We start from the raw sequence: 24,988 nt of genomic DNA, 5'->3' as shown, positions 1-24,988 counted from the left end.
CGCGCGGGTCAGTACCAGCCGTCGGACTCGGAGTGAGCCCAGGCGCCGCACGGCGTGCTGTAGCGGCCGGCGATGTAGCCGAGGCCCCAGTTGATCTGCACCGACGCGTCGGTCTCCCAGCCCGGGCCCATCTTGCTGCCGGGGAGCGCCTGTGGGATGCCGTAGGCGCCGCTCGGGTTGGAGGCGTTGACACGCCAGCCGGACTCGCGCGTCCACAGCTGGTCGAGGCAGCCCCACTGGTCGTCGCCCCAGCCGCGCTGCTGCAGCATCTGGTAGGCGATGTCCTTCGCGGTTCCCGGGCTCGGGATGGGAGCGGAGGGAGCGCTGAAAGAGGTGGACTTCTTCGACGACGTCTCGGTCGGAGTGGGCGTCGGTGTCGGTGTGGGCTTCGGCTTCTCCTTGACGGTCACCGCTTCGCGCGTGATCGTCAGCGCGGCCGAGTCCGGCGCGGTCAGGTTCTGCGACGGCGCGCCCTCGAACCGCTGCGTCGTCGGGATGCTCTGCAGGGCCTCCGCATACGCCGGAGTGGTCGTCGCACCCGAGAACGGATCGACGACGTTCACCAGGGCGAACCCGGCGACAGCCGCGAAAGCGAAGCCCATGACGGCCGCCCGCGACCGGATGTGCGGTCGCCGGGAACGCTTGAACGCCACGCCGACCGGGTTGGCCGGAGTCAGCGGCATGATGTCTGCGTCTGCTGCTCGTCTACCCACGATCACAGAACGATAACGGAGATCGCCCGAAAACCCAAGAACCGGCGCCCGCACTCAGCGAACCGCCAGCATGACATCGGTGACGGAATCGAGCAGCAGATCGACCTGCACCTCCCGGTAACCGCCGCGCTGCTCGCGGAAGGTGACGGTCCGCACCTCCTCGACGCTCATCGGCCGGCCGTCCTGGAAATAGCGCACCAGGCGGTTGGCGAAGCGGTCGACGTCGTTGCGGTTGTAGCCGAGCGTGAGGAAGCTCACCCGCTCGAACCGCTGCCCCAGCGGGCGGTCGAGGCGGTTGAGGATGACCTGCGCCGTCGTGCGCGCCTCCTCGAACCAGGCGGCGTCGCCCTTCCGCGCGCGGGCCGCCTCGCGCTCCCGGGCGGAGAACGCGTCCTCCAGCCGCTCGAGGGCCGCATCGACGTGCGTCGTGGAGTAGCCGCCCTTCATCATCGCGAAGGCCGTATGGCGGATGTCCGCGGACGTGAGGTCGGGGGCCGACTCGTCGCCGTCGTAGGCTCGGCGCGCTGTCGAGAGGAACTCATCCACCTGCTCGACGTCGTAGCCCGGCTGGGACCGGGGGCTGCGGGGGAAGGTGCTCACTCCCCCATTCTGTCATCGGAAGATCAGGAACAGCACGTACGTGACCGCAGCGGACGGGAGGATGGAGTCCAGCCGGTCGAGGAATCCCCCGTGACCCGGGAGCCACGAACTCATGTCCTTGATACCGAGGTCGCGCTTGATCAGCGATTCCACCAGGTCGCCTGCCGTCGCCGCGAGCAGGATCACGATCCCGAGGATGATGCCGAACCACCACGGCTCGCCGATCATGAACAGGGACAGCAGGACTCCGGCCACCATTGCGGCCACGGCCGCTCCGGCGAACCCCTCCCACGTCTTCTTGGGACTGATCGTCGGGGCCATCGGGTGCTTGCCCCAGGAGAGGCCGCTGACGTACGCGCCCGTGTCGACCGACACCGTCAGGATGAGGAAGGCGAGCACCCACCACTCGCCGCCCGGCTCCGCCAGCAGCAGGATGGCGAAGCTGCCCAGCAGCGTGATGTACAGCTGCACGAAGACCGACCACAACAGGTCGGTGCCGAGCGCCGCTCCGGCCCGCCTCCAGGCCGGGACGACCAGCTGCTCGACCAGCCGCCAGACGACGACGAGGACGATTCCGGCCGACAGGGCGACCAGCTGACCGCCCGCGTGCAGCAGGAACGTGGCCGGGATGATCCCCACCGCAGCCACGACCGTGGGGATGCGCGGCACGCGCCGCCCCGCCCCGCGGAGCGCCTGGGTGAGCTCGAACGCGGCGAAGCCCACCATCGCCATCCCGAAGACCAGGAACAGCTGCTTGATGAAGATGAGGCTCACCACGACGAGAGCGCCGACGGCGAGGCCGATCACGATCGCGAGGACCAGGTTTCGGCCGGTGCGCGCGGCGATCCGCTCGTTGGTCGCGTCGAGCTGCGCCTTGCGAACCTGCACCTGCCGCTCGAAATCGGCGCGCGTCGCCTGCACCTGCGCCCGGAGCTCGTCGCGTGAGCGCGGCTTCGTGCGACGTGGCGGCACCCCGCCTGCCGGGGGCGTCGCCGCCACCGGGGGATCGGCGGACCGGAGCTGCTGTCGTCGCTCATCGGCTAGACCTCGAGCAGTTCGGCTTCCTTGCGCTTCAGCGCCTCGTCGACGGCGTCGACGTGCGTGCGCGTCAGCGTCTCGAGTTCCTTCTCGCCGCGCGAGACCTCGTCGTCGCCCACCTCGCCCTTGAGCGCATCCAGGTCGTCCTTCGCCTTGCGGCGGATGTTGCGCAGCGCGACCTTGGCGTCCTCGCCCTTGCCGCGGACGATCTTGACGAACTCCTTGCGGCGGTCCTCCGTGAGCTCAGGGAGCGTCACGCGCACGATCTCGCCGTCGTTGCCGACGTTCGCCGACAGGTTCGGCATGTTGACGATGGCCTTCTCGATCTCCTTGAGGGCCGACTTGTCGTACGGCGTGACGAGCAGGACGCGCGCCTCCGGGTTCTGCAGGCCGGCGAGCTGGGCGAGCGGCGTCGGAGAGCCGTAGTAGTCCACCAGCACCTTCTGGAACAGTGCCGGGTTGGCCCGGCCCGCGCTCACGGTGCCGAAATCCTCCCTCGCCGCGTCCACGGTCTTGCTCATGCGCTGGCGGGCATCGGAAATCACATCCGCGATCACGGTGTCTCCTTCAGATCGGTGGGTCGGTGTCTAGTCTATTGCGCGGGCCGCGGCGGTCAGCCGAGCAGTGTCCCGATCTCGGCGCCGAGCAGCGCGGCGGTCACGTTGCCGGCCGGCTCGATGCCGAAGATGCGCATCGGCATCCCGTTGTCCATGCAGAGGCTGAGCGCGGTCGAGTCGACCGCCTTCAGGTTCTGCTGCAGCGCCTCCTGGTGCGTGATCTGGTCGATCTTGCGGGCGTCCGGGTTGGTGCGCGGGTCGTCGTCGTACATCCCGTCGACGCCGTTCTTGGCGACGAGCACGACGTCGGCGCTGATCTCGAGGGCGCGCTGGGCGGCGACCGTGTCGGTGGAGAAGTACGGCAGACCGGCCCCGGCGCCGAAGATCACGACGCGGCCCTTCTCGAGGTGACGCTCCGCGCGGCGCGGGATGTACGGCTCGGCGACCTGGGTCATCGAGATGGCCGACTGGACGCGTGTCTCGGCGCCCGCCTGCTCCAGGAAGTCCTGCAGGGCGAGCGAGTTCATGACCGTGCCCAGCATGCCCATGTAGTCGGCGCGTCCGCGGTCCATGCCCCGCTGGGACAGCTCGGCGCCGCGGAAGAAGTTGCCGCCACCGACGACGATGGCGATCTCCACATCCTGAGCGGCCTGCGCGATCTCGCGGGCGATGCTGCTGACGATGTCCGGGTTGACGCCCAGCTGGCCGGCGCCGAACGCCTCGCCGCTCAGTTTCAGAAGGACCCTGCGTCTCTTGGTGACTGCCGACATAGGTGAAAAGCGTCCTTCCGTGTGACTTCTGGTTAAAGCTAGTGGGTGGCGTGCACAGAAAAGGAGTCCGGACCGTTGTTCACGATCCGGACTCCTTCATCGTCTGCTTACGCGCCGACCTTGAACCGGGCGAAGCCGGACACGGTCAGCCCTGCGTCCTTCAGCACCTGGCTGATCGTCAGCTTGTTGTCGCGGGCGTACTCCTGCTCGAGCAGGGCGACCTGCTTGAAGTAGGCGCCCAGGCGGCCCTCGATGATCTTCGGGAGCGCGGCCTCGGGCTTGCCCTCGTTGCGCGAGATCTCCTCGACGATGCGACGCTCGTTCTCGACCTCGGCGGCCGGGACGTCCTCGCGGGCGAGGTAGGTCGGGTTCGCGAACGAGATGTGCTGCGCGATGCTGCGAGCGGTCTCCGCGTCGTCGCCGGCGTAGCCGAGCACGACACCGACCTGCGGAGGCAGGTCCTTGGAGGTCTTGTGCAGGTAGATCGCGAAGTTCTCGCCGTTCACGACGGCGATGCGGCGGAGCTCCACCTTCTCGCCGAGGATGGCGGCCTCGTCACCGATGAGCTCGGCGACGGTCTGACCGCCGGCGGCGGCCGCGAGGGCCTCCTCGACGGTCGTGGCGCCCGCGGCTGCGGTCGCGTCGAGGACCTTGTCGGCCAGCGCGACGAACTTCTCGCCCTTGGCGACGAAGTCGGTCTCGCAGGCGAGCTCGATCATCGTGGCGGTGCCGTTGCCGTTCTCCTTGGCTGCGACGAGGCCCTCGCTCGTGGAGCGGTCGGCGCGCTTCGCGTTGCCCTTGGCACCCTTCAGGCGCAGGATCTCGGTGGCCTTCTCGACGTTGCCGTCGGCCTCCTCGAGCGCCTTCTTGGTGTCGACCATGCCGGTGCCGAGCTGCTCGCGGAGAGCCTTGATGTCGGCGATGCTGATGTTTGCCATGTTCTGACTGGAACCTTCTTCTACTCGAAGACTTCTACGTGGGCGCGGGGTTACTTGGACTCGGTGTCCTCGGTCGCCTCGGCGGCGGCGGCGTCCGCCTCGGCCTCGGCGACGGTGTCGGCAGCCTCGGCGTCGGCCTCGCCCTCGGCGATGACATCGGCGGAGTCGGCCTTGGCCGCGGCCAGGTCGGCGTCAGCGGCCTTGGCGGTCTCGGCGCTCGCCTGGACCTCCTCGGAGGACTGCTGCAGCAGCTCCTGCTCCCACTCGGCGAGCGGCTCGGCGGGCTCGGCGCCCTCCTCCGGCTTCTGGTGACGCTGGATGAGGCCCTCGGCCGCCGCGTCGGCGACGATGCGGGTCAGCAGCGTGACGGAGCGGATCGCGTCGTCGTTGCCCGGGATCGGGTACTGCACCTCGTCGGGGTCGCAGTTGGTGTCGAGGATGCCGATCACCGGGATGCCCAGCTTCTTGGCCTCGTCGATCGCGAGGTGCTCCTTCTTGGTGTCGACCACCCAGAGCGCACTCGGGGTCTTCGACAGGTTGCGGATGCCGCCGAGCGACTTGTGGAGCTTGTCCAGCTCGCGCTTCTTGATCAGCAGCTCCTTCTTGGTGAAGCCGCTGGTGGTGCCCTCGAAGTCGAGCTCCTCGAGCTCCTTCATGCGGGCGAGGCGCTTGGACACGGTCGAGAAGTTGGTCAGCAGACCGCCCAGCCAGCGCTGGTTCACGTACGGCTGGCCGACGCGGGTCGCCTGCTCGGCGATCGCCTGCTGGGCCTGCTTCTTGGTGCCGACGAAGAGGATGGTGCCGCCGTGGGCGACGGTCTCGCGCACGAAGTCGTACGTCTTGTCGATGTACGCGAGGGACTGCTGCAGGTCGATGATGTAGCTGCCCGAGCGCTCGGTGAGGATGAAGCGCTTCATCTTCGGGTTCCAGCGGCGGGTCTGGTGCCCGAAGTGGACGCCGCTGTCGAGCAGCTGGCGCATGGTGACGACGGCCATTGCCGTTCTCCTTACGGTTGCGGTTGTCTGCGACGGCCGGCGGCCGTCACTCCTGGTGCCCCGGCGCGCATCCGCACCCCTGACCCGCGGCGAACCGAGGAGAAGAGGAGACCGGTGGATGCGCGTCCCGCCGCTGCGGAATCGACCGCTCAGGCATTCGGGCACGCGTAGTCACCCCGACGAGCGGAGTGCTTCAGACAGCTTAGCAGGAAAGGGGCTAGGCCGAGTCGCCGCTGGAGCGCACCTGCGGGCCGCGCGCTCGGCCGCCCGCGTTCTTGAAGAGCGTCTCCGCCTGCTCCAGCGCCATGCCGTTCGTCTCCGGGATCTTGAAGAACACGAAGAAGAACGAGAGTGCCGCGAAGATCGCGTACATCCCGTACGTGAACGGCAGGGAGAAGTCCGACATCGGCGGGAACGAGATGGTCACCAGGAAGTTCGCGATCCACTGAGCCGCGGCCGCCACACCGAGGGCCTTGCCGCGGATCCGGCTCGGGAAGATCTCGCCGAGGAGCACCCACACCAGCGGACCCCACGACGCACCGAAGCAGACCACGAACACGTTCGCCGCGATGAGGGCGATCGGACCCCACGGGTTCGGCAGGCTCACCGCCCCGTTCTCCTTGACGGCGAAGGTGAAGGCCAGGGCCATCACACCGAGCGAGAGCGCCATGCCGACCGAGCCGGTGAGGAGGATCGGGCGGCGGCCGACGCGGTCGACGAGCAGGATGGCCACGATCGTCACGACGACGTTGGTGACGGAGGTGATCACGGTGATCAGCAGCGAGTTCTGCTCCGTGAACCCGACCGCCCGCCACAGCGTCGTCGAGTAGTAGAAGATCACGTTGATGCCGACGAACTGCTGGAACACGGACAGGATGATGCCGATCCAGACGATCGGCTTGAGCCCGAACCGGTTGCCGGCGAGGGTCGCCTTCGCGCCCTCCTTGTCCTCCTTGATCGCGTTCTCGATGTCGCCGATCTGGCGGTCCACATCCCCTTCGGGCACCAGGGTCGCGAAGATCTCGCGCGCCTCGTCGTGCCGCCCGGTGGCGAGCAGGTAGCGCGGCGACTCCGGAAGGGTGAGCGCGAGGACGCCGTACACGACCGACGGGATGACGCCGACGAGGAACATCCACCGCCACGCCTCGAGGCCGAACCACAGCTCCTTGGATGCGGAACCGGCGATTCCGGCCAGCAATGCGTCGGAGAGGAGGGCGACGAAGATACCGATCGTGATGGCGAGCTGCTGCAGCGACGCCAGGCGGCCGCGTGACTGACGCGGCGAGATCTCGGCGATGTACGCCGGGGCGACGACGGACGCGATGCCGATGCCCAGGCCGCCGACGATGCGCCAGAGGCCGAGATCCCAGGCCGAGAACGCCAGGCCGGCTCCGATCGAGCTGACCAGGAACAGCACGGCCCCCAGCAGCATGACCTTCAGGCGCCCCCAGCGGTCGGCCAGCCGGCCCGCGATGAAGGCGCCGACGGCGCAGCCGAGCAGCGCGATGGCGACGATGAAGCCGGTGACGAAGGCGTTCAGCGCGAAGTTGTGCTGGATCGAGTTGACGGCCCCGTTGATGACGGACGAGTCGAAGCCGAACAGGAACCCGCCGACCGCGGCGGCGATCGCCAGCCCGGTGACCCTCCGTCGCATCGCCGCGGTAGGCCGCGGCGCGTTCTCCTCCGTCGGTGTGCCTACGTTCCTGCGTTGTTCAGACATGTCATCCCTTTTTCGGTTGTGCCGCCCCGTTTCTGGTGGCCGCCCCGGAGGGCCGCGCGCGGGCGAACAACACGGTACGCCGCGAAGCGGCCGGGGAGAACCATCGACCGGCGCAGGTGCTCACAGGCGCGCGGGTGCACCGGTTGTCCACGGATTCCGGCGACGCGGCCCGGCTGGTGCCGGACGGACGCAGGGTGGAGGTGGCCAGGAACGGGCCGGACGGAAGGGAGCGCAATGAAGGACGAGCCAGAAGGGATGGATGTGCGAATGCAAGCGGACGCGAGCCGGATCGGAGGGGTTCGCGAGCGCGCTCCCGGGCCCCGGTCGGGGGCGGCCTCGCTGCTTCGGTGGCTGATGTGCGCGATCGCCGTGGTCGCGTCCGTGGGATGGGTCGGCTGCGGCAGGGCCGCTGGTGCCGACGCGGGGCGCGCGGCGCCGACGGCGGCCGGGACCTCGGGCGGCACCTGGACCTGGCCGCTGGCGTCGCACATCCTCGTCGCTCCGTATGCTGCGCCCTCGACGCGGTACGCGGCGGGTCATCGCGGGATCGATCTCGCCGCCGCGGCGGGCACCGTCGTCGTCGCACCGGACGACGCCGTGGTGCGCTTCTCGGGGGTCGTCGTCGATCGGCCGGTGCTCACCCTCGATCACGGCGGCGGAGTGCTGTCCAGCTACGAGCCGGTGGCGTCCGAGCTCCGCCCGGGATCCGTGGCGGCCCGAGGCGCCGCCGTCGGCGTCGTGGCTTCGGGCGGACACTGCGAGGCGCGGTGCCTGCACCTCGGGGTGAGGGTGGACGGCGAGTACGTGTCGCCCCTGCTGTTCCTCGGCCGCGTGCCACCTGCCGTGCTGCTCCCCCTGGGCGGCCCGTAGCCCAGGGGGAGCAGCAACCCGGTGGACGGATCAGGCGGCGGATCAGGCGGGCGGATCAGGCGGCGGATCAGGCGGGCGGATCAGGCGCGGGGGTGCGCGATGCGATAGGCCTCCTTGAGGCGTTCGGTGGAGACGTGCGTGTAGATCTGGGTCGTTCCGAGGCTGGCGTGGCCGAGGAGCTCCTGCACCGCACGCAGGTCCGCTCCCCCGTCGAGCAGGTGCGTGGCCGCCGTGTGGCGGAGCGCGTGCGGCCCCGAGGGGCCGCGGCCCGGGACGTCGGCGAGCAGTCCGGCGACCAGCTCGTACACGGCACGGCTTCCCAGCCGTGCTCCGCGGGACCCGAGGAACAGCGCCGGCCCGGAGCGTGCGACAGCGAACCGCGGCCTCCCGCCGTCGAGCCACCCCTTCACCGCCCGCAGGGCCGGAACCCCGAACGGCACGACTCTCTCTTTGGACCCCTTGCCGACGACCCGTACCGTCAACCGCTGCAGATCGACGTCGTCGACGTCGAGCCCGGTGAGTTCGGACACGCGGATGCCGGCCGCGTACAGCAGTTCCACGACAGCGACGTCTCGCAGCGCCGTCGGGTCGCCGTCGTCGGCCCGTGCCGCCAGCCGCTCGAGGATGCCGTCCATCTGCTCACGCGTGATGACGCGCGGCAGGGTCTTGTCCGCCTTGGGCGCGCGCAGCCGCGCCGCCGGGTCCTCGGTCGCAGCGACCGCCGAGCGGGCCAGCCACGCGCTGAACCCGCGGGCGGACGCCGAACGCCGAGCAAGAGTCGACTTCGCCAGCCCCCGCTGCGAGCCGTCCCACAGCCAGTCGCGGTAGAGATCGAGCGTCAGCCCCGCCGCCGCTTCCACACCCCGCTCGCCGGCGAATGCGGCGAGCGCCGTCAGGTCGGCGCGGTAGGCGCGGACCGTCTGGGGCGAGTACCCGCGCTCCACCCGCAGGTGGCGCTCGTACTCCTCGATGGCGGCGGTCAGCTTCACCCGACCAGCTTCGCCCTGCGGACCGCCGAGGCCGGATAGCGACGCGCGGCCGGCCGGACACTAGAGGCACTTCTTCTCGATGAGCGTCCACCCTCCTGCACTCTCCCGCGCGCGGCCGGCCAGATCGAGGCGACCCAGCACGGCGGCGACCGTCGAGAAAGGAAGCGAGGAGCGAGCGGCGATCTCATCGGCGCTGACCCCACGGGCCCGGGCGAGCGTCGAGACGACCGCGTGCTCGACACCCTGAGGCCCACTCTCGAGCGCGTCCGCCTGCGGTGCCGGATCCGGGTCTCGCCCGGGCCCGGACCCCATGCGGTCGGCCAGCTCGGCCATCTCCTCGGTGGTCGTGACGCACGTCGCCGCGTACTCCCGGATCAGCCGATGACAGCCCGCGGATGAGGGCGAGAGGATGCTGCCGGGCACCGCTCCGAGCGGGCGCCCCATCTGCGCCGCATGCCCCGCGGTGTTCAGCGACCCCGACCGGTGCCCCGCCTCGACGACGACCGTCGCGCTCGCCGCTGCGGCGATGAGCCTGTTGCGCATGAGGAACCGCCATCGGGTGGGCGCCGAGCCGGGCGGAAGCTCGGCCGCCAGCACGCCGTCGGACGCGATCCGTCTGAGCAGCTCGCTGTTGCCTGCGGGATACAGGCGGTCCGCTCCCCCTGCCAGGAAGGCGACCGTCAGGCCTCCGCTCGCCAGCGTCGCCCGGTGCGCGGCGGCGTCGATGCCGTAGGCGCCTCCTGATACGACCGCGAAGCCACGGTCGGCCAGGCCGGCCGCGCTCTCCATCGCGACGTGCTCGCCGTACCCGGAAGACGCGCGGGCTCCCACCAGGGCGATGGAGCGATCGAGTCGTTCCAGCCGACTCGGGTCGCCCCGCACCCAGAGGGACAGCGGCGGCCCGTCGTCGAGCGACGCGAAACCCTCCGGCCAGGAGGAGGACTCCGGGGTGAGCAACCGGGCTCCGATCCGCGCCGACCGCTCCAGCGCACGCACGGATTCGCCGAGCGACAGCCGCGGGCGCCAGCGAGCGAACGCCTCGGCGAGCCGACGCCCCCCGCGCGCAGCTGTCGGAGACCCGCCGGCTGGTGCCGAGGTGCGCTCGGACGGAGCGGGTCCATCCGGTCGGGCGGCGCCACCGGCCTCGAGACGCTGCACATCGCTCAGGTCGTCTCCGTCCGATCCTGCGAGCTGCTTCAGGAGGAGTGCCGCATCGACACCCTCCACGATCGCCCGCAGCAGAGCCACCGGCCCCAGCAGTTCGACGAGCCGCCCGGCCTCCAGGTCACCGGGCTCGATCGCCGTGCTCAGGGCCGCCCGTGCGAAGCGCACCTCGGCGAGCCCATCGAGGGAGTGGTCGCCTGCGGGGCTCACCGGCCGGAGCAGCCGCTCGATCTCGCGGCGGTCGATTCCGGGCACCCCGGTAGCGGGCGAGACAGAAGGGGTACCCGTCGACGGAGAAGCCGCGGCGGGCCAGCCGCACCCCGGGCGCCCGGCGTACCGGGCGACGTCGCACCGCTCGCACGCCTCGCTCATGCCGCGATCCCGCGTCGCAGGAACAGGGCACGACCCACGTGGTCGACGTCGGGCGAGGGGGCACCATCGAGGTCGGCGAGCGTCCAGGCCAGCCGCAGCGTGCGGTCGTATCCGCGCATGGTGATCATTCCGCGTTCGAGCGCACGGTCGAGCGGCGCGATGGCCGTGGCGCCGAGCCGATGCGTGCCGGTTCGTAGCCACGCGCCAGCGACATCCGCGTTGCGCTCCCACCCGGTGCCCTCGAGGCGCTTCGCCGCCCGCGCGCGGGCCTTCACCACGCGCTCGCGCAGTTCGACGCTGGTTCCGCCCGACCCTTTCCGCTCCGCCGCCGTCCGCAGCGCCGCCAGCCCGAGCCGCCGGACGCTGAGATGGATGTCCACGCGGTCGATGAGCGGGCCGGACATCCGCGCACCGTACCGCCGCCGTGCGGTCGGCGAGCATGTGCACTCGGCGTCGTGCGACCCGTAATGCCCGCACGGACAGGGGTTGGAGGCGAGCACGAGCTGGAACCTCGCCGGGAAGGTGGCGGCGCCGCTGGCCCGGTGGATCGTGATGCTGCCGTTCTCGAGCGGCTGCCGCAGCGCGTCGAGCACGGATGGCGGGAACTCCGCGGCCTCGTCGAGTGTCACCTAGATACACTTCCAGTATGACTCGTCCAGCCCGCCGCGCCGTCCTCTACTGCCGCATTAGCCGCACTACCGAGGAGAGCGTCTCGCTCGAACGGCAACAGGCGGAGCTCGTCAAGCTCTGCGAGGAGCAGGGCTGGGAAGTCGTCGAGGTCGTTCCCGACGACGGCAAGAGCGGACGCCGCGAGCGTCCCGAGCAGCGGCGCGCCCTGGACATGCTTCGGTCCGGAGCCGCCGACACCCTTCTTGTCTGGGCGTTCGACCGCTGGAGTCGGCAGGGCCTCCCCGCCGTGGCGGACCTGATCGGGGTCCTGGACGAGCGCCGCGGCGCCCTCTTCTGGGCGAAGAAGGACGGGCTCCGCTCCGACCAGCCCGCGTGGCGAATCATCGCATCTGTCCTCGCCGAGGTCGCCGCGATGGAAGCCGAAAACACTTCGGCGCGCATCCAGGCCGCGCGAGCGGCGCACCTGAGCAAGACAGCCCCGGAGGACCAGCGCTTCCTCGGCGGTCGGGCGCCGTTCGGATACCGTCCTGTGACGAACCCCCACGGCGCCGGAAAGGCGCTCGCCGTCGACGACTACGAGGCCCATTTCGTGCGGGAGGTCGCGGCCCGCCTGGTCGCTGGCGAGACGCTCTCTAGTGCGACGAAGTGGCTCGACGCGGAAGGCGTCCCCACTCCCCAGAGCGCAGCTCGGCGTGCGCGGCAGGCTGGCTCGCCGACGGACGGACTCGACCGTGGGGCATGGCGCGTGACGACCGTCCGGAACCTATGGAAGTCCGAGACGCTGATCGGCCGGACGACGCAGAAGCAAGCCGTCCGAGGCGCCGACGGCGAGCCGATCATCGGGTCCGACGGTCGCCCGAAGGTGGAAACGCGAACGGTCGTCGACGACGCCGGGCTCCCGATCCAACGCTGGGAGCCGATCCTCGACTTCGACACCTACGCCCAGCTCCAGGCGCGCCTCCCTCGCGTTGGCCGCGTCCAGCCGCGCCGGACCGTCTCCTGGCTGACGAATGTCGCCCGCTGCGCCGGATGCGGCGGCAAGCTCTACGCGCAGAAGCGAAGCCGTAAAGGCGTCGACGAGCTCTTCTTTCGTTGCGCCGAGAAGGGGAACGCCCTTTCGCCCTGCCCCGCCCCGGCGACTGTCCGCGTCGACCGACTGGAGGACTACGTCGAGGGCGCCTTCCTCGCGGCGGCCGGAGCCCAGCCGGAGCTAGAGCGCATCGAACGCGTCATAGCGCCCGACGTCGCCCAGGAGGCGCGCGACGTGAAGCAGGCGATCGAGGACGTCCTAGGCGCTATGGCGCGCGACGGCGCCAACCTCGCGAGCCTGTCGCGCCAGCTCGACGCGCTGAAGGCCCGCAGAGCTGCCCTTCGTGAGCTCCCCAGCTCGACCGAGGTCGAGCTCCGACCTACTGGCCGCACCCTCGCCGAAGTGTGGGCGGAGCTCGGCGACGATATCGACGGGCGCCGCGACCATCTTCGGCAGGTCGTGACCGGCGTCTTCGTCGAGCGCGCCGCCCGCACCGGCATGAGGGCGCCGCTCGACGGCGACCGGGTGCGCCTTCTCTGGAATGCGGACTACGGCTTCGAGAGTGAGCGGCCTCCGCTGGCCGAGGAGGCCGCGGGCGCTGTGAAGCTCCGGCTCGCCTGAGAAGAGCCCGACACGCCTGCGCCGAAGTTGCACCGCTCGGCGCCCGCGGGGCGATCTTCGTCCGAAGCGATCCCGGCGCGCTTCGCTAGCACAGCCCGGCGCCGGGGGTGCGGGCGCCGGAATGGGCCGTGTAAACGCTGCACGGCTCGCTAGGCATGACGGAATGACGGAAGTTTCGTCATTCTCCTATCTACCTACTAGAGAGAGAGCTCTAGTACATGGATAGGAGAATGACGAAACTTCCGTCATTCCGTCATGCGGGATTCTGCCAGGCCCCGGCGCACGCCGAATCCGGCCGAGCCGTTCGGCCGTCCCGGCCCTCTCAGTAGGTGGGGCTCCCGCGACGCGGCCGCGCCCCTCAGGCGTAGGGCTGGCCCTCTCTATCTGTGAGAGGTAGAGCTGGCCCTCTCTACTATTGAGGCCTCTAGCCCCCTCGGCGTGCGCTCCTATCTCGCACGCCCGCGGCAATGGCGCCGCATCGCCGCCCTCTGAGTGGCGGAACATGCGCGAGTGGCCTCGCGCTGGGCGCGTGCTCCGGGACCCTCCGCATGCGGAGGCGCACGCGCCCTCCCTCTTCGGCTCGTCGGCGATCGACGGGCCGCTTCTTCTTTGCCCTATAAGAGTTCGAACCCTTCTAGGAGGCCCCGTGTCATTCACGACGACCTGCGCCCAGTGCCGCTCCGACTTCGACGCATCGCGCTCCGACGCGCGCTTCTGCGGCTCGGCATGCCGCGGGGCGCACTGGCGCTCCTCTTCGAACAGGGCCGCCTCGGCGCCGAGCTCCTCGCCCGCCTGACCCGCGCCGTGATCGACGGCGCCCCCGAGGCCGAGCTCGACGCGATCCTCGACGAAGCACAGCGCGTCCTCCCTCAGTGACTCCCGCGCCGCCGCGACCCGCGCGACGGCTCAACAGATAGGAAGCCCATGACTGCAAAGCCCAGTGACGACCACACCCGTTACACGACCGGAGGCGGGACCGCCCGCTTCGTCTTCGCGTCGACCGAGCCGGACGCGGCGCTCGTCGAGGCCGTCCCGGCACTCGCGACCGCCCGCCGCGCGTGGCTGGCCGAGAACGCGGAGGGCGTCGAGCTCGCCGCCGCCGAGCGTGCGGCAGGGAAGGCCCTCGCAGAGCTCCGCCAGGGGCCGAGCAACACTCGCACGGCGAGCGTCTCGCCCGAGGACTTCGCCGCCCGCGAGTTCGCCTATCAGCAGGCCGAGCAGGCGACCCGTGCGCAGAGCCGCCGCGCCCTCGCCGCGCTGAAGCGCTACGACGACCTGACCTGGGAACCGACGCACCGCGCGCAGCTCACCGCCGTTGCCGTCCCGGTCGCGATCGAGCAGCACGAGAAGGCCGCCGAAGCCTGGAAGACCCTCGCCGCCGCGCTCGACTCCCGCGACCGCGCCCACGAGGCGGCGGGCTCGCCCGGTCGCCCCTGGACCGCGCGACTCCGCTCGAATCTCGGGCCGAGCGGCGAGCGCTCCAACGTCGAGCAGTACTTCGCCGCCCGGATCGACGGCTTCGATCTCGACGCCCTCACGAAGGAGGCGTGATGCCCGGCCCCGCCCTGATCTCGCAGCTCGTGAGCGACGTCGCCGCCGCTTCCCCGATCCCTAACCGGCTGGAGGAGCTCGACTCCCGCTCTCGGCGTCACGTCGAGAGCGCCGCGCGTCGACTCGACCTCACGCCAGCCGACGCCTTGACGCAGCTCTTCGCCGACGAGAAGGCGAACGCCGCCGACCTCGCCGAGGCGCACGCGATCGCGAAGGCGGTCCGCCGATGATCGAGACGCATCTCCTCGTCGACGGCACACTCTACGTCGACGCGGTCTTCGCCGACGGAGACACCTTCGAGGGCGGCGCCGAGCCGATCCCCTGGCTCGACGAGAACGACCTGTGAGGGACGACGAGGTCGACGCCCGCTTCGGCTAGATCACCCGCGGCGCGTGCGACGTCCGCACGCGGACGCGCGCCTACCTGATCGGCCGGGCGGCCGGGATCGCGCTGACCCTGGGCCTCTTCGCTACGGCCAGCCTTTCCGGCCTCGCGGCCCTCACGGTCGCCGCCTGGCGCTACATCCTCGGCGCTTAGCCGACGGGCCGCCCGCCGCGCCCCGGCCAGGCCCGCACAACCCCTACCGATCTCGGCGCGATAGGCCGAGATCGCGAGCTGGAGACTCGCAACGAATGACGACAACCCAGATCGAGCTGACGGACGCGCAGAAGAAGCGCGTCAAGCAGCGCTCCCGCAGAGAGGTTGCGCGCCTCGGGTTCTTCGCCGAGAACGTCAACGCGCGTCGGGCCCCCCAGCGACTGACCTCACCGCACACCCGACAGGAATTCGCCGCCCTGAGCGTCGAGGAGCGAACCGCCGTGCTGGAGGTCAACCTCCGCGCGCAGGTGTTGGCTGCCGTGCTCGCAGCCGAACCGAAGCCCGACGATGCGCCACGTCCAACCGCCGCGCCGCGCACGCCCACACGCGCGACCTATCTCGTCTCCTGCGGCGACGGGTGCGGAACGTTCCTCCCCGCGCGATCCCATCGTCCTGTCCTCGCCTACGCCGAAGGCCACCGACCGGCGCAGCGGCGGCCGAAGCGCCTCGACGACTAGCACGCCGACTGAGGCCCTCGCATTCGACGCGAGGGCCTCGGCGGATCGCTGACGAGCTCGGCGACCTGGGGGGTGACTCCCCCACCCCCTGCCCTCCCTACCGGTTCGGCATAGCGTCTGCCTGTCGCTGCCGGTAGAGCTCCGTTTTTCGGCTACTTCCGTCGCCGAGCTGACTCCGTGTAGTAGTCCCGGACCTCGATCGCTCGTCCGTCGAGGCGCTGCGCCACAACCTCGACAGCCGCCCACAGAGCGTCCATTTCGGATCGGAACGACGCGACAACGTAGTCCAGATCCCTCTTTTTGTGCTGCCCCCTGATGATCGCTTGCTGGTCCTGAAGCCGCGTCTTTATCGCGGCGACCACCTCCGACACGTCCGCATCCCTGATCTCACGCATGGCCGCGAGCGTATCGGACCTGAAGCCGTGCCCGCTTAGATAGGAGCCCTCTCCATGAATCCACCCGCCCATGACGATTGGGAGCTCCCCGACGACTGGACACCTGGAGCTCGCGACCTCTTCCTGGGCGTGATCGAGCAGCGCCCGGACCTCGCCGGAGCAGAGCTCGGTGCCCTGGAGCAGGCTGCAGCCCTTCACTCCGCCGCGGAGCGCCTCGACAAGGTCAGCATCGCCGCGGGCATGGTCGCCCTCGGCTCGACCGGACAGACGATTGTTCATCCCGCTGTCGCAGAGGCTCGACTCGCGCGGACGGCGTCCGCGAGCATCCTCGCTCGCCTCGTCCCGGCAACGGCCGGCCCCATGACTAACTCGGAGCGGGGGCGCCGCGCCGCGCAAGCCAGGTACGCGAAGTGAGGCGCCCGACCTCTGCCCCATCCGAGCGAGGCCTGCTCGTCGTGAATCCCCGAGACCGCTCCGGGCCGCTCCCAGCCTGGCGTCCCGAGCGGCCGGTGTCCGGATGGTCCCCACAAGCGGTCACCGACTCCGCGCTGGACTACGCCGCCCTTCACGCCGATCATCCCCGAGAAGGGGCGCGCGCGGCCCGCGCGGCCTATCGCGCGCTTATGACGGCGCTCCCCGGCGTCAAGCGCGCCGAGATAGAAGCGCGCCTCCGCCGCGACCTGGATGGAGTGACGGCAGTCGAACTGAAGCGCGCCCACCAGGAGTATGAGGCTCCGTTCTAAGTGATGGAGCCTAGCGGAGCTGGAGAAGCGCCTCGGCCTCCCGGCCGGGACGCTCGAAGACGAGGAGTCGCCCGCGCAGAGGCCGCTCTCGACGACGCCGCGACGCTCGTCCTCGCGGAGGCCCCCGCGCGTCGCCGAGGCATGGAAGACGACGCTCCGAAGGTCGTCCTCCTCGTCACCCTGAAGGCCGCCCGTCGCGAGTTTGAAAACCCCCGCGGGATCAACCGGGAGACGCAGGGCGAGCACACGATCGGCCTGACCGAGGCTTCCGGCGTCTACCTCACCGGCCGCGAGCTCGCACAGGTCCGCCGAGCCGCCCTGGGGCGCTCGACCGGCTTCGTCGGCTCCGTCCGCATCCTAAGCGCATGTACCGGCCGAGCGCCGTTCGCGCCGACGCTTCTGCATCCGCTACATTCCTGATCAGAATCAGTGAGGGAGCACGATGACGGGCTCACGAGGGAACGTATGGCGACGCACTGGCTGGTACGTCGTGCCCGAAACTGACCGTGAACTCATGTCATTCATGGGAGCTCTCGGCGTGTACAGCAAAGGCGTCCCATTCGCGTGGCGCGGCATGTCGTCTGCCGACTTCCCCGTCGTCTCGTCCCTCAGTCGTGCCCTACCGTGGAACGCGACCGAAGAGACGGTCGCCGCTGCAGAGGACCATGTACTCGCTCGGGCACGCGCCTGGGGACTGGGTATCTCTGCAGGCAGGCAGGTGAGCGACCTCGAATTGCTTGCCGACCTGCAGCACTACGGCGTCGCTACGAGACTTGTGGACTTCACTAGCAACCCCATGACGGCGCTATGGTTCGCTTGCCAGGACCCCCGAACACGTTTGCGGAGGTCGATGGTCCTGCACCCACGAAGACTGGCGTTCTGCTCGCCCTGAGCCTGTCGAAGCTTGACCAGCACAACACGATCAGCGACCACAACCGGCCGGTAACCTGGGGCGATCTGGCGGGCAACCATCAGACCCTCTCTGGACTCCTGCAGTCCGGGACACCTGCTGTGATACGGGCGTCAGTTCCCAACGCGAGGTTGAGCGCGCAAGACGGATTCTTCGTGGCGGGATCAACTCCGAAGCCTGGCTTCTCTCGGCTGCTCGACCCGTTCCGCAGCTTCCACGTGGAGTGGGAAAGGACCGACCCGCGGATGCTGAAGGATAACCTTTTGAATGCGCGGCGCGGTCCAGGGAAGCCACCCTACATACCCTTCGTCGCGATACTCGTCCCGGCAAGACTGAAGAAGCGCCTCCTCGCCTCGCTGGACGCGACGTACAACCGCTCGGCGCACGTACTCTTCCCCGACTTCGCTGGGTTCGCAGCCCTAGGTGACGTCAAGACCTTCCACGCCCTTGACATGCACGGTGACCCGGATGAGCACATGCGGTCCGAGGGTGACTCTGCGGGGTGACCACTCACCCGCCAGGCCCGCTCTACCGTCTCGCTGCGCGCGCGGGTCTGAGGCTTCTAACTCCCGTCGCCTCGTCGCGGCGCGGCGCGTCGTGAGTCCTCAGTAGGATGCGCTCATGTTCGAGGCAGTGATCGCGGGACTTTTTGCCCTGATAGGCGCCTTCGGGGGCGCCCTCCTCGGCCGCCGCTGGAAGTCGAAGGACGCTCTCGTCGCCGCCCGAAAGCAGTGGGCCGAGGAGGTCCTAGGCGGCACACTTCAGCAGACCATGACCGAGATTACGACGCTCTCTGTCTCCTCACGGCATCTGGTTCCGCCTCCGGCGCTCCAGCTCGCTGACAACTCAGCCCTGGCAATGGCCCAATGGCTCGCTCGACGAATCCAGCGCGTACAGTACGCGTTGATCGAAGTCCAGCGCGACCGCCCGGACCATAGCGCCTCAGTCCGAGACGACGCGCTCGCATTCCACCAGGACACGATCGACCGTTTCACCGCCTGGGCTCGTGGCGACATGGTCTTCGCTCGCCGCCGAGTCCTGTGGGAATCTGCCCGTCTCTTCCGGCGCCCCCTTCGCACTGTGGGCGAACGGAAGCGCGACGGCCGAACGATGCGCCCAGGCGTGCCGCTGCCGTAGACCTCCTGGACAAATGCCCTGAGCCCGCGTCGGACGCGAAAGGCCCCCGGCCGAGCTCCTAGCTCGATTGGGGGCCTTTCTTCGTTTGTGCGGGGCACACAGAGCCTCGGGCTAGGCTCGCCTCGCGGTCCCGGGGTACTAGTCCTACTCCGGGGCCGTCTCTACGCTGCGCGAGCGATCCGCGCCGTCACGGCGAGGTCGACTAGGCGAGCAAATTCGACGTCGTCGATCGCGTCCCCGAACAGAGCATTCACGGCGGCTGCGGCGTCTTCGAGCATCGGTCTTCTCCTTCGATCCCGGCGCCCCAGTGGCGCCGACCTGAGAAGTTAAACACGTTCCGGAAGCGCCGGGAGACGCGTCGCGTAAAGCCTCTTACGGAGGCCCCGGCGCGTCGCGCGTGATCTCGCGGAATCGCATCCCGCCGCCCCAGTCCGGGGCCACGCGCCGAACGGCGTCGACTGGAGCGCTTCCGCGCCTTCAGCGCCAGGCCGAGCTCAGTCGTCGCCCACGATTCGCGCGAGCCGATAGTCGGCGCACCGCTGTGCTGTGATCTCGATCCGCTCCCACTCCTCGACGTGCGGGCCGTCGGGTGTCTCGATGCGCCGCCTGACGCGCACCGGAAGCGTGACACCGGCAAATGGAGGCATGACCTCCCACACGAGCGCCTCCTCACCGGGACTATCCGGTAGGAGCGTCAATATCATCGGCTCCATAGCTGACCTCCTACGCGCATACCGTACGGCCCTAGCGCCAGCCCTGGATAGACACCGCCCGACAGTAAAGGGACCCGCCCGGCCGAAGCCGAACGGGTCCCCGATCTCCTCCCGCGCCTAGCGCTTCTTCCTATTGAGCCCCGGCGACCCTCCGCGCCAAATGATCGGCTTCGTCGGCGCGATCGGCTTCTCCGGCTTCTCGAAGGTGCCCTCCCAACGAATCCGATCAGCCTCTCGCCGGGCCGCCGCCTCGGCCTCGTACAGCTCCTTCGATTTGGCAGCAGCCGCCTGACGACTTGCGAGCGCTCGCGCGTTGCGCTCCTGCGCGAGCCGGTACTCCTCGATCGTCCTGTACCCGCTGGCGAGGAACGCTCGATGCTCCGCCCAGCGCTCGGCGTTCCATCGTTGCCTCGCGTACCACTCGCGGCGGCGGCGCTTGCTGTCCTCCTCGATCGCCGCCCGCTTCGCCTCACTTAAAGCGAAAGCGCCTCCTCTGAGAGGGGCGCTCGGAAGGTAGGCACGACGATTCGGCGACGTGCCTTCGGAGCGGGACTAGGGCTTCCCGCTCGGGTGCTAGGTGTTGCTGCGGCGGCCGTGGTCATTCCTCCCTCGCATTGGCGACCGTCCGCGTTCCGGTGAATACCGAGAATGCCGCCGCGCGTATCCACCGCGCGATGACACTTCGGGCATCGGGTCCGATCTGACATGGAACCTCCTCGGGTTCGGTTTACTTCGGACGGCCATAGCATAAGGCGCACCACCGACACAAGATGACGAACACTCGGCGTTTCCTCGAATTTGTGATCGAACGTCACGCCATCCCGCGACGCGGCAGTATCGAAAAATCGAATATCCATCGGCAAAGAGTCGCGGGCGACGCGATGTATCTAGGTGATGCTTGCTTCGTCGAGGAAGAGCACGCCGTGGGTCGCCCGCACGATCGCTCCGGGGCTGATCCGCCCGCTCCCGCCGCCGACGAGCGCCGCCGCGGACGCCGTGTGGTGGGGCGCCTCGAACGGCGGGCGGCGGACCAGCGACGCCCCGACGGCGAGCCCCGCCAGCGAGCGGATGCATGTCGCCTCGAGGGCGTCGGCGTCCGACAGATCGGGCAGCAGCGACGGGAGCCGGCGTGCCAGCATGGTCTTCCCCGCGCCCGGCGGCCCGATCATCGACAGGTGGTGCCCTCCGGCGGCGGCCGCGACCAGCGCCTCCACCGCCTCGGCGTTGCCCGCCACGTCGGCCATGTCGGGCTCCGCGCTGTCAGGCGCCTCCCCCGCGGCCGCCGGCAGGACCGGGTCTTCGTCGATGGGGTCGAGCTCGGCGCCGTGGACGATGGCGGCAGCCCGCAGGCCGGTCACTCCGACGACCTCGATGCCGTCGACCAGGCTCGCCTCGTCACGGTTGGCCGACGGCACCAGCACCCGCGCGAATCCCGCGTCGCGGGCGGCGAGCACGGCGGGCAGCACCCCGCGCACCGGCCGCAGGCGGCCGTCGAGCCCGAGCTCGCCCAGGTGGACCGCCTTCACGGCCGCCTCGCCCGGGACGGTGCCCGCCGCGGCGAGGGCGGCGATCGCGATCGCCAGGTCGAAGCCGGAGCCCTGCTTGGGCAGGGCGGCAGGCGACAGATTCACCGTCAGCTTCTTCTGCGTCAACGGGCACCCGGCGTTCACCGCCGCCGCGCCCACACGCTTCCGCGACTCTCCGAGCGCCGTGTCGGGCAGTCCGATCAGCACGAAGGCGGGCAGCCCGGCGGAGATGTCCGCCTCCACCTCGACGACGTGGCCCCGGACCCCGTCGAGCGCGATCGCGAACGTGCGTGCGAGGGCCATCAGGCGATCCCGGTCAGGTGCTCGACCACGGGGCGTGCGGTCCAGGCATCCGTCACCGCCACTGCGTCGATACGCACCGCCGGCGATCCGGGCTCACGCTCCCGGCACCACGCCGCGGCCAGACGGCGCAGCCGGGCCGCCTTCTTCGAGGTGATCGCCTCGAAGGGATGCCCGAACTCCATGGATGAGCGGGTCTTCACCTCCGCGAAGACCAGCGTCGCTCCGTCGCGCAGGATCAGATCGAGCTCGCCCGACGGGCAGCGCCAGTTCCGTTCGACCAGCGCGTACCCGCGCTGCTGCAACCATTCGGCCGCGACCTGCTCGCCGCGCCGACCCAGTTCGTCTTTCCGTGCCATGTCTACCTCCGCCATCAGCCTCGCCGGGCGGAGGAGGCAGCGGTGGTGGGCGCCGGAATCTGTGGAGAAGACGACGGGGCTACGGGGTGTGAGCGGATTCGCAACCCGGCCTCAGGGCTGGGTCATGACCTCAGAAGCGCACACGCGCACACGCGCACAAGCGCGCGCTCACTCGTCGAGCGCGAGCTCCTTGGGCAGCTCGAACTCCTTGGAGGAGAGCTCCTCGATGTTGACGTCCTTGAACGTGAGGACGCGGACCGACTTCACGAACCGGTCGGCACGGTAGACGTCCCACACCCACACGTCGTTCATCGTCAGCTCGAAGTAGAAGTCGTGCTCGGTGTCGCGCCGCACGAACTCCACCTCGTTCGCGAGATAGAAACGGCGCTCCGTCTCGATCACGTACTTGAACTGCGAGACGACGTCCCGGTACTCGCGATACAAAGCCAACTCGACCTCACGGTCGTAGTCGTCGAACTCGTCCTCATCCATCGTCCGTCAAGTCTATGCCGGATGCGACGCCCGCGCGTCGGCCGCCCCCATCTGTGGATAACCGATGGGGCCCGGCTAGTCGACGACGTCGATCAGAGCGGGCTGCTTGAGCCAGGTGAGGCGGTGGAGCGCGCTCGGCCCGAGCTCCGAGATGGCGGCGAAGTGCTCGGGCGACGAATAGCCCTTGTTGCTCGCCCATCCGTACCCCGGGTACTCGCTGTCGTGGGCGATCATCATGCGGTCACGGTGCACCTTGGCGATGACCGACGCGGCCGCGACCGAGGCGCAGTCGCGGTCGGCCTTGATGCGGGTGACGACCTTGGCCGGGCGCATCAGCGCCGGGTTGAGGTAGTCGTAGTTGCCGTCGAGGATGAGCGTGCTGTCGTGGACGACGGCGCCCTGGTCCTCGAGCTGGGCGAGCGCCCGAGCGCCGGCGAGCCCCAGGCAGCGCATGATGCCGAGGAGTCCACCTCGGCGGCCGACGCCAGCCCGACCGCGTGATGCAGGGCCCACTTGCGGCAGAGCGGGTCGAGCGACTCGCGCACCGGCTCCGGCAGCAGTTTGGAGTCGCGGAGCCCCGGCGGGATGCGCTTCACCGCCGTGTCGATGACCACCATTCCGACGGCGACGGGCCCCGCGAGGGCGCCGCGGCCAACCTCATCCACCGCGACGATGGAGGTCACTCCGTCGCGGTAGAGAGCCTTCTCGAACCGCAGCGACGGCGACACCGGGGTCATCATCCGCTCGTCACACCTCCACCGCCGAACCATCCGACCGTTTCAGGATAAACGCTCCGACGCGTGCGCTCCGCCACGGGAACGAGCGAGCCCCCGGTCCGAAATCGGACCGGGGGCTCGGGACGCTCTGGAGGCGGGACGCTCAGTTCTCGCGCTTCTCCTTGATCTTCGCCTTCTTGCCGCGGAGCTCGCGCAGGTAGTACAGCTTCGCGCGGCGGACGTCACCGCGGGTGACGACCTCGATCTTGTCGATGACCGGGGAGTGGACCGGGAACGTGCGCTCGACGCCGACCTGGAAGGAGACCTTGCGGACCGTGAAGGTCTCGCGGACGCCCTCGCCGGAGCGGCCGATGACGACGCCCTGGAAGACCTGGATACGAGAGCGGCTGCCCTCGATGATGTTCACGTGCACCTTGACGGTGTCGCCGGCGCGGAACGCGGGGATGTCCTGCTTGAGGGACGCGGCGTCGACCTGGTCGAGGATGTGCATGGCTGTTCGCTCTCTGTACCCGCCACCGGTCGGGAACGGACTCGGGGCCGGCTCCGGATCAGGAGTATCGGCCGTCTGGGTTCGAATAGTGGTGTCCGCGAGAAGTGCTGGCTCCCCCGTGGCAGAGCCTGGCCGCGGCACAAGGGTCAATTCTGCCATGAGCGACCCCGGTTTGCCAAAGCGGCTCACATGGGGACGCGACGCGGTCAGGGCCGGTCGGTCCGCTCCTCGATGACGATGTACTCGCCGTGGTCGATGGTCGTGCGTTCCGTCGCCTCCTCCTGCGGAGGCTGGGCGATCCGCTCGTAGACGGCGAAGGTCTGCTGTACGCGCACCCGCGTCTCGCGCAGGAGCTCCCACACGGCCAGCCAGAACATCCCGATGAACAGCAGGATGCCGGCGACGGCGAACCATCCGCTCGCCCCGGGCACGAAGAACCCGAAGCCGATGATCGACAGATGCCAGGCGGCGAGGAGGACGACATCCCACCAGGAGACCGCCCGTCTCTCGCGGACGCTCTTGCGGGCCACCAGGATGCCGTCGACCACGAGCATGCCGACGAACAGGATGGGGCACATCACCAGGAGGCCGAGGAACGTCCACCCGCTGCCCTGGTTGAACGCCGCCCAGCCGATCAGCAGCCAGACGGGCAGCACCACGGCGGACGGGAAGAGCCACCAGTAGAACGCCTTGCGGATGAACACGCTTCCAGGGTAGCCGCGGGTGCCTGTGCTGCGGCTGCGGATTTCCCGCACGCTCACCTGCGAGACTGGACGCGTACGTCGTCGAGAGGAGAGCCGTGATCGAGCTGAGGACGCCCGCCGAGATCGAGCAGATGCGCCCGGCCGGGAGGTTCGTGGCGGAGGTGCTCGCCGAGACGGCCGCCGCCGCCCGCGTCGGCGTCAACCTGCTCGAGCTGGATGCGCTCGCCCACGACCTGATCCGCCGGCGCGGAGCCGAGTCCTGCTACATCGACTACCACCCGTCGTTCGGCGCCAGCCCCTTCGGCAAGGTGATCTGCACGTCGGTGAACGACGCGGTGCTGCACGGCCTGCCGCACGACTACCGCCTGCAGGACGGCGACCTGCTGAGCCTCGACTTCGCCGCCTCCGTGGACGGCTGGGTGGCCGACTCGGCGGTCAGCCTCGTGGTGGGCACCCCGCGCGACGAGGACCTGCGGCTCATCGACACCACGCGTCGGGCCCTCGCGGCGGGCATCCAGGCGGCGCAGCCGGGCGGCCGCATCGGCGACATCTCGGCCGCGATCGCCGCCGTAGCCCACGCCGAGGGCTACTCGATCAACACGCAGTTCGGCGGCCACGGCGTCGGGCGGACGATGCACGGCGACCCGCACATCTCGAACGACGGCCGGGCCGGTCGCGGCTACCCGCTGCGGCCCGGGCTCGTGGTCGCGATCGAGCCGTGGTTCCTGGAGACCACGGACGAGATCTACACGGACCGCGACGGCTGGACGCTGCGCAGCGCGGACGGTTCGCGCGGGGCCCACTCGGAGCACACCGTGGCGATCACGGAGGACGGCCCGCTCGTCCTCTCCGCCCCGTAGACCGCCCGC

The 24,988-nt window shown here is 69.7% G+C and carries 30 protein-coding genes and 1 pseudogene; 12 read left to right on the top strand and 19 right to left on the bottom strand.

What is annotated here, in order from left to right:
- Window positions 1-8: 8 nt before the first annotated feature.
- The 8 genes from ACQ86M_RS05070 to ACQ86M_RS05035 all read right to left on the bottom strand — a co-directional run bounded on the left by ACQ86M_RS05070 (window position 9) and on the right by ACQ86M_RS05035 (window position 7,265).
- Window positions 9-683 (bottom strand): lytic transglycosylase domain-containing protein, encoded by a 675-nt coding sequence (locus ACQ86M_RS05070; RefSeq protein WP_431247281.1) that lies wholly within the window; start codon window positions 681-683, stop codon window positions 9-11.
- 84 nt (window positions 684-767) lie between these two features.
- Window positions 768-1,313 (bottom strand): DivIVA domain-containing protein, encoded by a 546-nt coding sequence (locus ACQ86M_RS05065; protein WP_431221014.1) that lies wholly within the window; start codon window positions 1,311-1,313, stop codon window positions 768-770.
- Between the two features lie 12 nt (window positions 1,314-1,325).
- Window positions 1,326-2,312, bottom strand: coding sequence for a phosphatidate cytidylyltransferase (locus ACQ86M_RS05060; RefSeq protein ID WP_431247280.1), 987 nt, complete (start codon window positions 2,310-2,312; stop codon window positions 1,326-1,328).
- 41 nt (window positions 2,313-2,353) lie between these two features.
- Window positions 2,354-2,908 carry a ribosome recycling factor gene (gene frr / locus ACQ86M_RS05055; RefSeq protein ID WP_431221012.1) on the bottom strand — a complete coding sequence of 185 codons (555 nt, stop codon included), beginning with the start codon at window positions 2,906-2,908 and terminating at the stop codon, window positions 2,354-2,356.
- A gap of 56 nt (window positions 2,909-2,964) precedes the next feature.
- The gene (gene pyrH / locus ACQ86M_RS05050) at window positions 2,965-3,678 is read right to left on the bottom strand and encodes a UMP kinase (RefSeq protein ID WP_431247279.1); all 714 of its coding nucleotides are present in this window, start codon (window positions 3,676-3,678) and stop codon (window positions 2,965-2,967) included.
- A 107-nt stretch (window positions 3,679-3,785) separates the two neighbouring features.
- Window positions 3,786-4,616 (bottom strand): translation elongation factor Ts, encoded by an 831-nt coding sequence (gene tsf, locus ACQ86M_RS05045; RefSeq protein WP_431247278.1) that lies wholly within the window; start codon window positions 4,614-4,616, stop codon window positions 3,786-3,788.
- Between the two features lie 50 nt (window positions 4,617-4,666).
- Window positions 4,667-5,611, bottom strand: coding sequence for a 30S ribosomal protein S2 (gene rpsB, locus ACQ86M_RS05040; RefSeq protein ID WP_431247277.1), 945 nt, complete (start codon window positions 5,609-5,611; stop codon window positions 4,667-4,669).
- A gap of 217 nt (window positions 5,612-5,828) precedes the next feature.
- Window positions 5,829-7,265 (bottom strand): sugar porter family MFS transporter, encoded by a 1,437-nt coding sequence (locus ACQ86M_RS05035; RefSeq protein ID WP_431221008.1) that lies wholly within the window; start codon window positions 7,263-7,265, stop codon window positions 5,829-5,831.
- Between the two features lie 333 nt (window positions 7,266-7,598).
- Between ACQ86M_RS05035 and ACQ86M_RS05030 the strand changes: the two genes are divergently transcribed.
- Window positions 7,599-8,201 (top strand): peptidoglycan DD-metalloendopeptidase family protein, encoded by a 603-nt coding sequence (locus ACQ86M_RS05030; protein ID WP_431247276.1) that lies wholly within the window; start codon window positions 7,599-7,601, stop codon window positions 8,199-8,201.
- An 80-nt stretch (window positions 8,202-8,281) separates the two neighbouring features.
- Here the strand turns inward: ACQ86M_RS05030 and ACQ86M_RS05025 are convergent, their stop codons facing one another.
- The 3 genes from ACQ86M_RS05025 to ACQ86M_RS05015 all read right to left on the bottom strand — a co-directional run bounded on the left by ACQ86M_RS05025 (window position 8,282) and on the right by ACQ86M_RS05015 (window position 11,355).
- Entirely contained in the window at window positions 8,282-9,190 is a 909-nt protein-coding gene (locus tag ACQ86M_RS05025) for a tyrosine recombinase XerC (RefSeq protein ID WP_431247275.1), read from the bottom strand.
- 60 nt (window positions 9,191-9,250) lie between these two features.
- A complete protein-coding gene (gene dprA, locus ACQ86M_RS05020; RefSeq protein WP_431247274.1) occupies window positions 9,251-10,609 on the bottom strand; it encodes a DNA-processing protein DprA in 1,359 nt (452 codons plus the stop codon).
- A gap of 113 nt (window positions 10,610-10,722) precedes the next feature.
- Window positions 10,723-11,355 (bottom strand): ATP-binding protein, encoded by a 633-nt coding sequence (locus ACQ86M_RS05015; RefSeq protein WP_431247273.1) that lies wholly within the window; start codon window positions 11,353-11,355, stop codon window positions 10,723-10,725.
- 17 nt (window positions 11,356-11,372) lie between these two features.
- Between ACQ86M_RS05015 and ACQ86M_RS05010 the strand changes: the two genes are divergently transcribed.
- The 5 genes from ACQ86M_RS05010 to ACQ86M_RS04990 all read left to right on the top strand — a co-directional run bounded on the left by ACQ86M_RS05010 (window position 11,373) and on the right by ACQ86M_RS04990 (window position 15,613).
- The gene (locus ACQ86M_RS05010) at window positions 11,373-13,007 is read left to right on the top strand and encodes a recombinase family protein (protein WP_431247272.1); all 1,635 of its coding nucleotides are present in this window, start codon (window positions 11,373-11,375) and stop codon (window positions 13,005-13,007) included.
- 726 nt (window positions 13,008-13,733) lie between these two features.
- Window positions 13,734-13,883: a hypothetical protein gene (locus ACQ86M_RS05005; protein WP_431247271.1), complete on the top strand. Its 150-nt coding sequence runs from the start codon at window positions 13,734-13,736 to the stop codon at window positions 13,881-13,883.
- A 48-nt stretch (window positions 13,884-13,931) separates the two neighbouring features.
- Window positions 13,932-14,558: a hypothetical protein gene (locus ACQ86M_RS05000; RefSeq protein WP_431247270.1), complete on the top strand. Its 627-nt coding sequence runs from the start codon at window positions 13,932-13,934 to the stop codon at window positions 14,556-14,558.
- Window positions 14,558-14,788: a hypothetical protein gene (locus ACQ86M_RS04995; protein WP_431247269.1), complete on the top strand. Its 231-nt coding sequence runs from the start codon at window positions 14,558-14,560 to the stop codon at window positions 14,786-14,788. The genes ACQ86M_RS05000 and ACQ86M_RS04995 overlap by 1 nt, the downstream gene beginning before the upstream one ends.
- Before the next feature lie 402 nt (window positions 14,789-15,190).
- Entirely contained in the window at window positions 15,191-15,613 is a 423-nt protein-coding gene (locus ACQ86M_RS04990; protein ID WP_431247268.1) for a hypothetical protein, read from the top strand.
- Window positions 15,614-15,765: 152 nt separating this feature from the next.
- Here the strand turns inward: ACQ86M_RS04990 and ACQ86M_RS04985 are convergent, their stop codons facing one another.
- Window positions 15,766-16,287: a hypothetical protein gene (locus tag ACQ86M_RS04985; RefSeq protein ID WP_431247267.1), complete on the bottom strand. Its 522-nt coding sequence runs from the start codon at window positions 16,285-16,287 to the stop codon at window positions 15,766-15,768.
- Window positions 16,288-16,892: 605 nt separating this feature from the next.
- Here ACQ86M_RS04985 and ACQ86M_RS04980 point away from each other — a divergent pair.
- The 4 genes from ACQ86M_RS04980 to ACQ86M_RS04965 all read left to right on the top strand — a co-directional run bounded on the left by ACQ86M_RS04980 (window position 16,893) and on the right by ACQ86M_RS04965 (window position 18,798).
- Window positions 16,893-17,171, top strand: a complete 279-nt coding sequence (locus tag ACQ86M_RS04980) for a hypothetical protein (protein WP_431247266.1) — start codon at window positions 16,893-16,895, stop codon at window positions 17,169-17,171.
- 22 nt (window positions 17,172-17,193) lie between these two features.
- Entirely contained in the window at window positions 17,194-17,643 is a 450-nt protein-coding gene (locus ACQ86M_RS04975; RefSeq protein WP_431247265.1) for an FRG domain-containing protein, read from the top strand.
- Complete coding sequence (locus tag ACQ86M_RS04970) at window positions 17,568-18,167, top strand: hypothetical protein (protein WP_431247928.1); 600 nt, start codon at window positions 17,568-17,570, stop codon at window positions 18,165-18,167. The genes ACQ86M_RS04975 and ACQ86M_RS04970 overlap by 76 nt, the downstream gene beginning before the upstream one ends.
- Window positions 18,168-18,282: 115 nt before the next feature.
- A complete protein-coding gene (locus tag ACQ86M_RS04965; RefSeq protein WP_431247264.1) occupies window positions 18,283-18,798 on the top strand; it encodes a hypothetical protein in 516 nt (171 codons plus the stop codon).
- 494 nt (window positions 18,799-19,292) lie between these two features.
- Here ACQ86M_RS04965 and ACQ86M_RS04960 read toward each other — a convergent pair whose 3' ends face one another.
- Window positions 19,293-19,511 carry a hypothetical protein gene (locus ACQ86M_RS04960; RefSeq protein ID WP_431247263.1) on the bottom strand — a complete coding sequence of 73 codons (219 nt, stop codon included), beginning with the start codon at window positions 19,509-19,511 and terminating at the stop codon, window positions 19,293-19,295.
- A 160-nt stretch (window positions 19,512-19,671) separates the two neighbouring features.
- Here ACQ86M_RS04960 and ACQ86M_RS04955 point away from each other — a divergent pair, with 160 nt between their 5' ends.
- Window positions 19,672-19,803: a hypothetical protein gene (locus ACQ86M_RS04955; protein WP_431247262.1), complete on the top strand. Its 132-nt coding sequence runs from the start codon at window positions 19,672-19,674 to the stop codon at window positions 19,801-19,803.
- 595 nt (window positions 19,804-20,398) lie between these two features.
- Here the strand turns inward: ACQ86M_RS04955 and ACQ86M_RS04950 are convergent.
- From ACQ86M_RS04950 to ACQ86M_RS04925, 6 genes and pseudogenes are all read right to left on the bottom strand, one after another.
- Window positions 20,399-21,340 (bottom strand): ATP-binding protein, encoded by a 942-nt coding sequence (locus tag ACQ86M_RS04950; RefSeq protein WP_431247261.1) that lies wholly within the window; start codon window positions 21,338-21,340, stop codon window positions 20,399-20,401.
- Window positions 21,340-21,696, bottom strand: coding sequence for a YraN family protein (locus ACQ86M_RS04945; protein ID WP_431247260.1), 357 nt, complete (start codon window positions 21,694-21,696; stop codon window positions 21,340-21,342). Before ACQ86M_RS04945 ends, ACQ86M_RS04950 begins: the two co-directional genes overlap by 1 nt.
- A gap of 168 nt (window positions 21,697-21,864) precedes the next feature.
- A complete protein-coding gene (locus ACQ86M_RS04940) occupies window positions 21,865-22,188 on the bottom strand; it encodes a DUF2469 family protein (RefSeq protein ID WP_018190696.1) in 324 nt (107 codons plus the stop codon).
- 75 nt (window positions 22,189-22,263) lie between these two features.
- Window positions 22,264-22,925, bottom strand: a pseudogene (locus tag ACQ86M_RS04935) (ribonuclease HII).
- Between the two features lie 142 nt (window positions 22,926-23,067).
- Window positions 23,068-23,415: a 50S ribosomal protein L19 gene (gene rplS / locus ACQ86M_RS04930; protein WP_175337439.1), complete on the bottom strand. Its 348-nt coding sequence runs from the start codon at window positions 23,413-23,415 to the stop codon at window positions 23,068-23,070.
- Between the two features lie 206 nt (window positions 23,416-23,621).
- Entirely contained in the window at window positions 23,622-24,176 is a 555-nt protein-coding gene (locus ACQ86M_RS04925; RefSeq protein ID WP_431247259.1) for a hypothetical protein, read from the bottom strand.
- Between the two features lie 38 nt (window positions 24,177-24,214).
- Here ACQ86M_RS04925 and map point away from each other — a divergent pair, with 38 nt between their 5' ends.
- Entirely contained in the window at window positions 24,215-24,979 is a 765-nt protein-coding gene (gene map / locus ACQ86M_RS04920; protein WP_431247258.1) for a type I methionyl aminopeptidase, read from the top strand.
- Window positions 24,980-24,988: the final 9 nt, after the last annotated feature.

The sequence above is a fragment of the Leifsonia xyli subsp. cynodontis genome, assembly GCF_050632205.1.
Classification (GTDB): Bacteria; Actinomycetota; Actinomycetes; order Actinomycetales; family Microbacteriaceae; genus Leifsonia; species Leifsonia xyli_D.
Note: the sequence above shows the minus strand (reverse complement) of the source record. Positions and strands in the feature narration are given on the sequence as shown.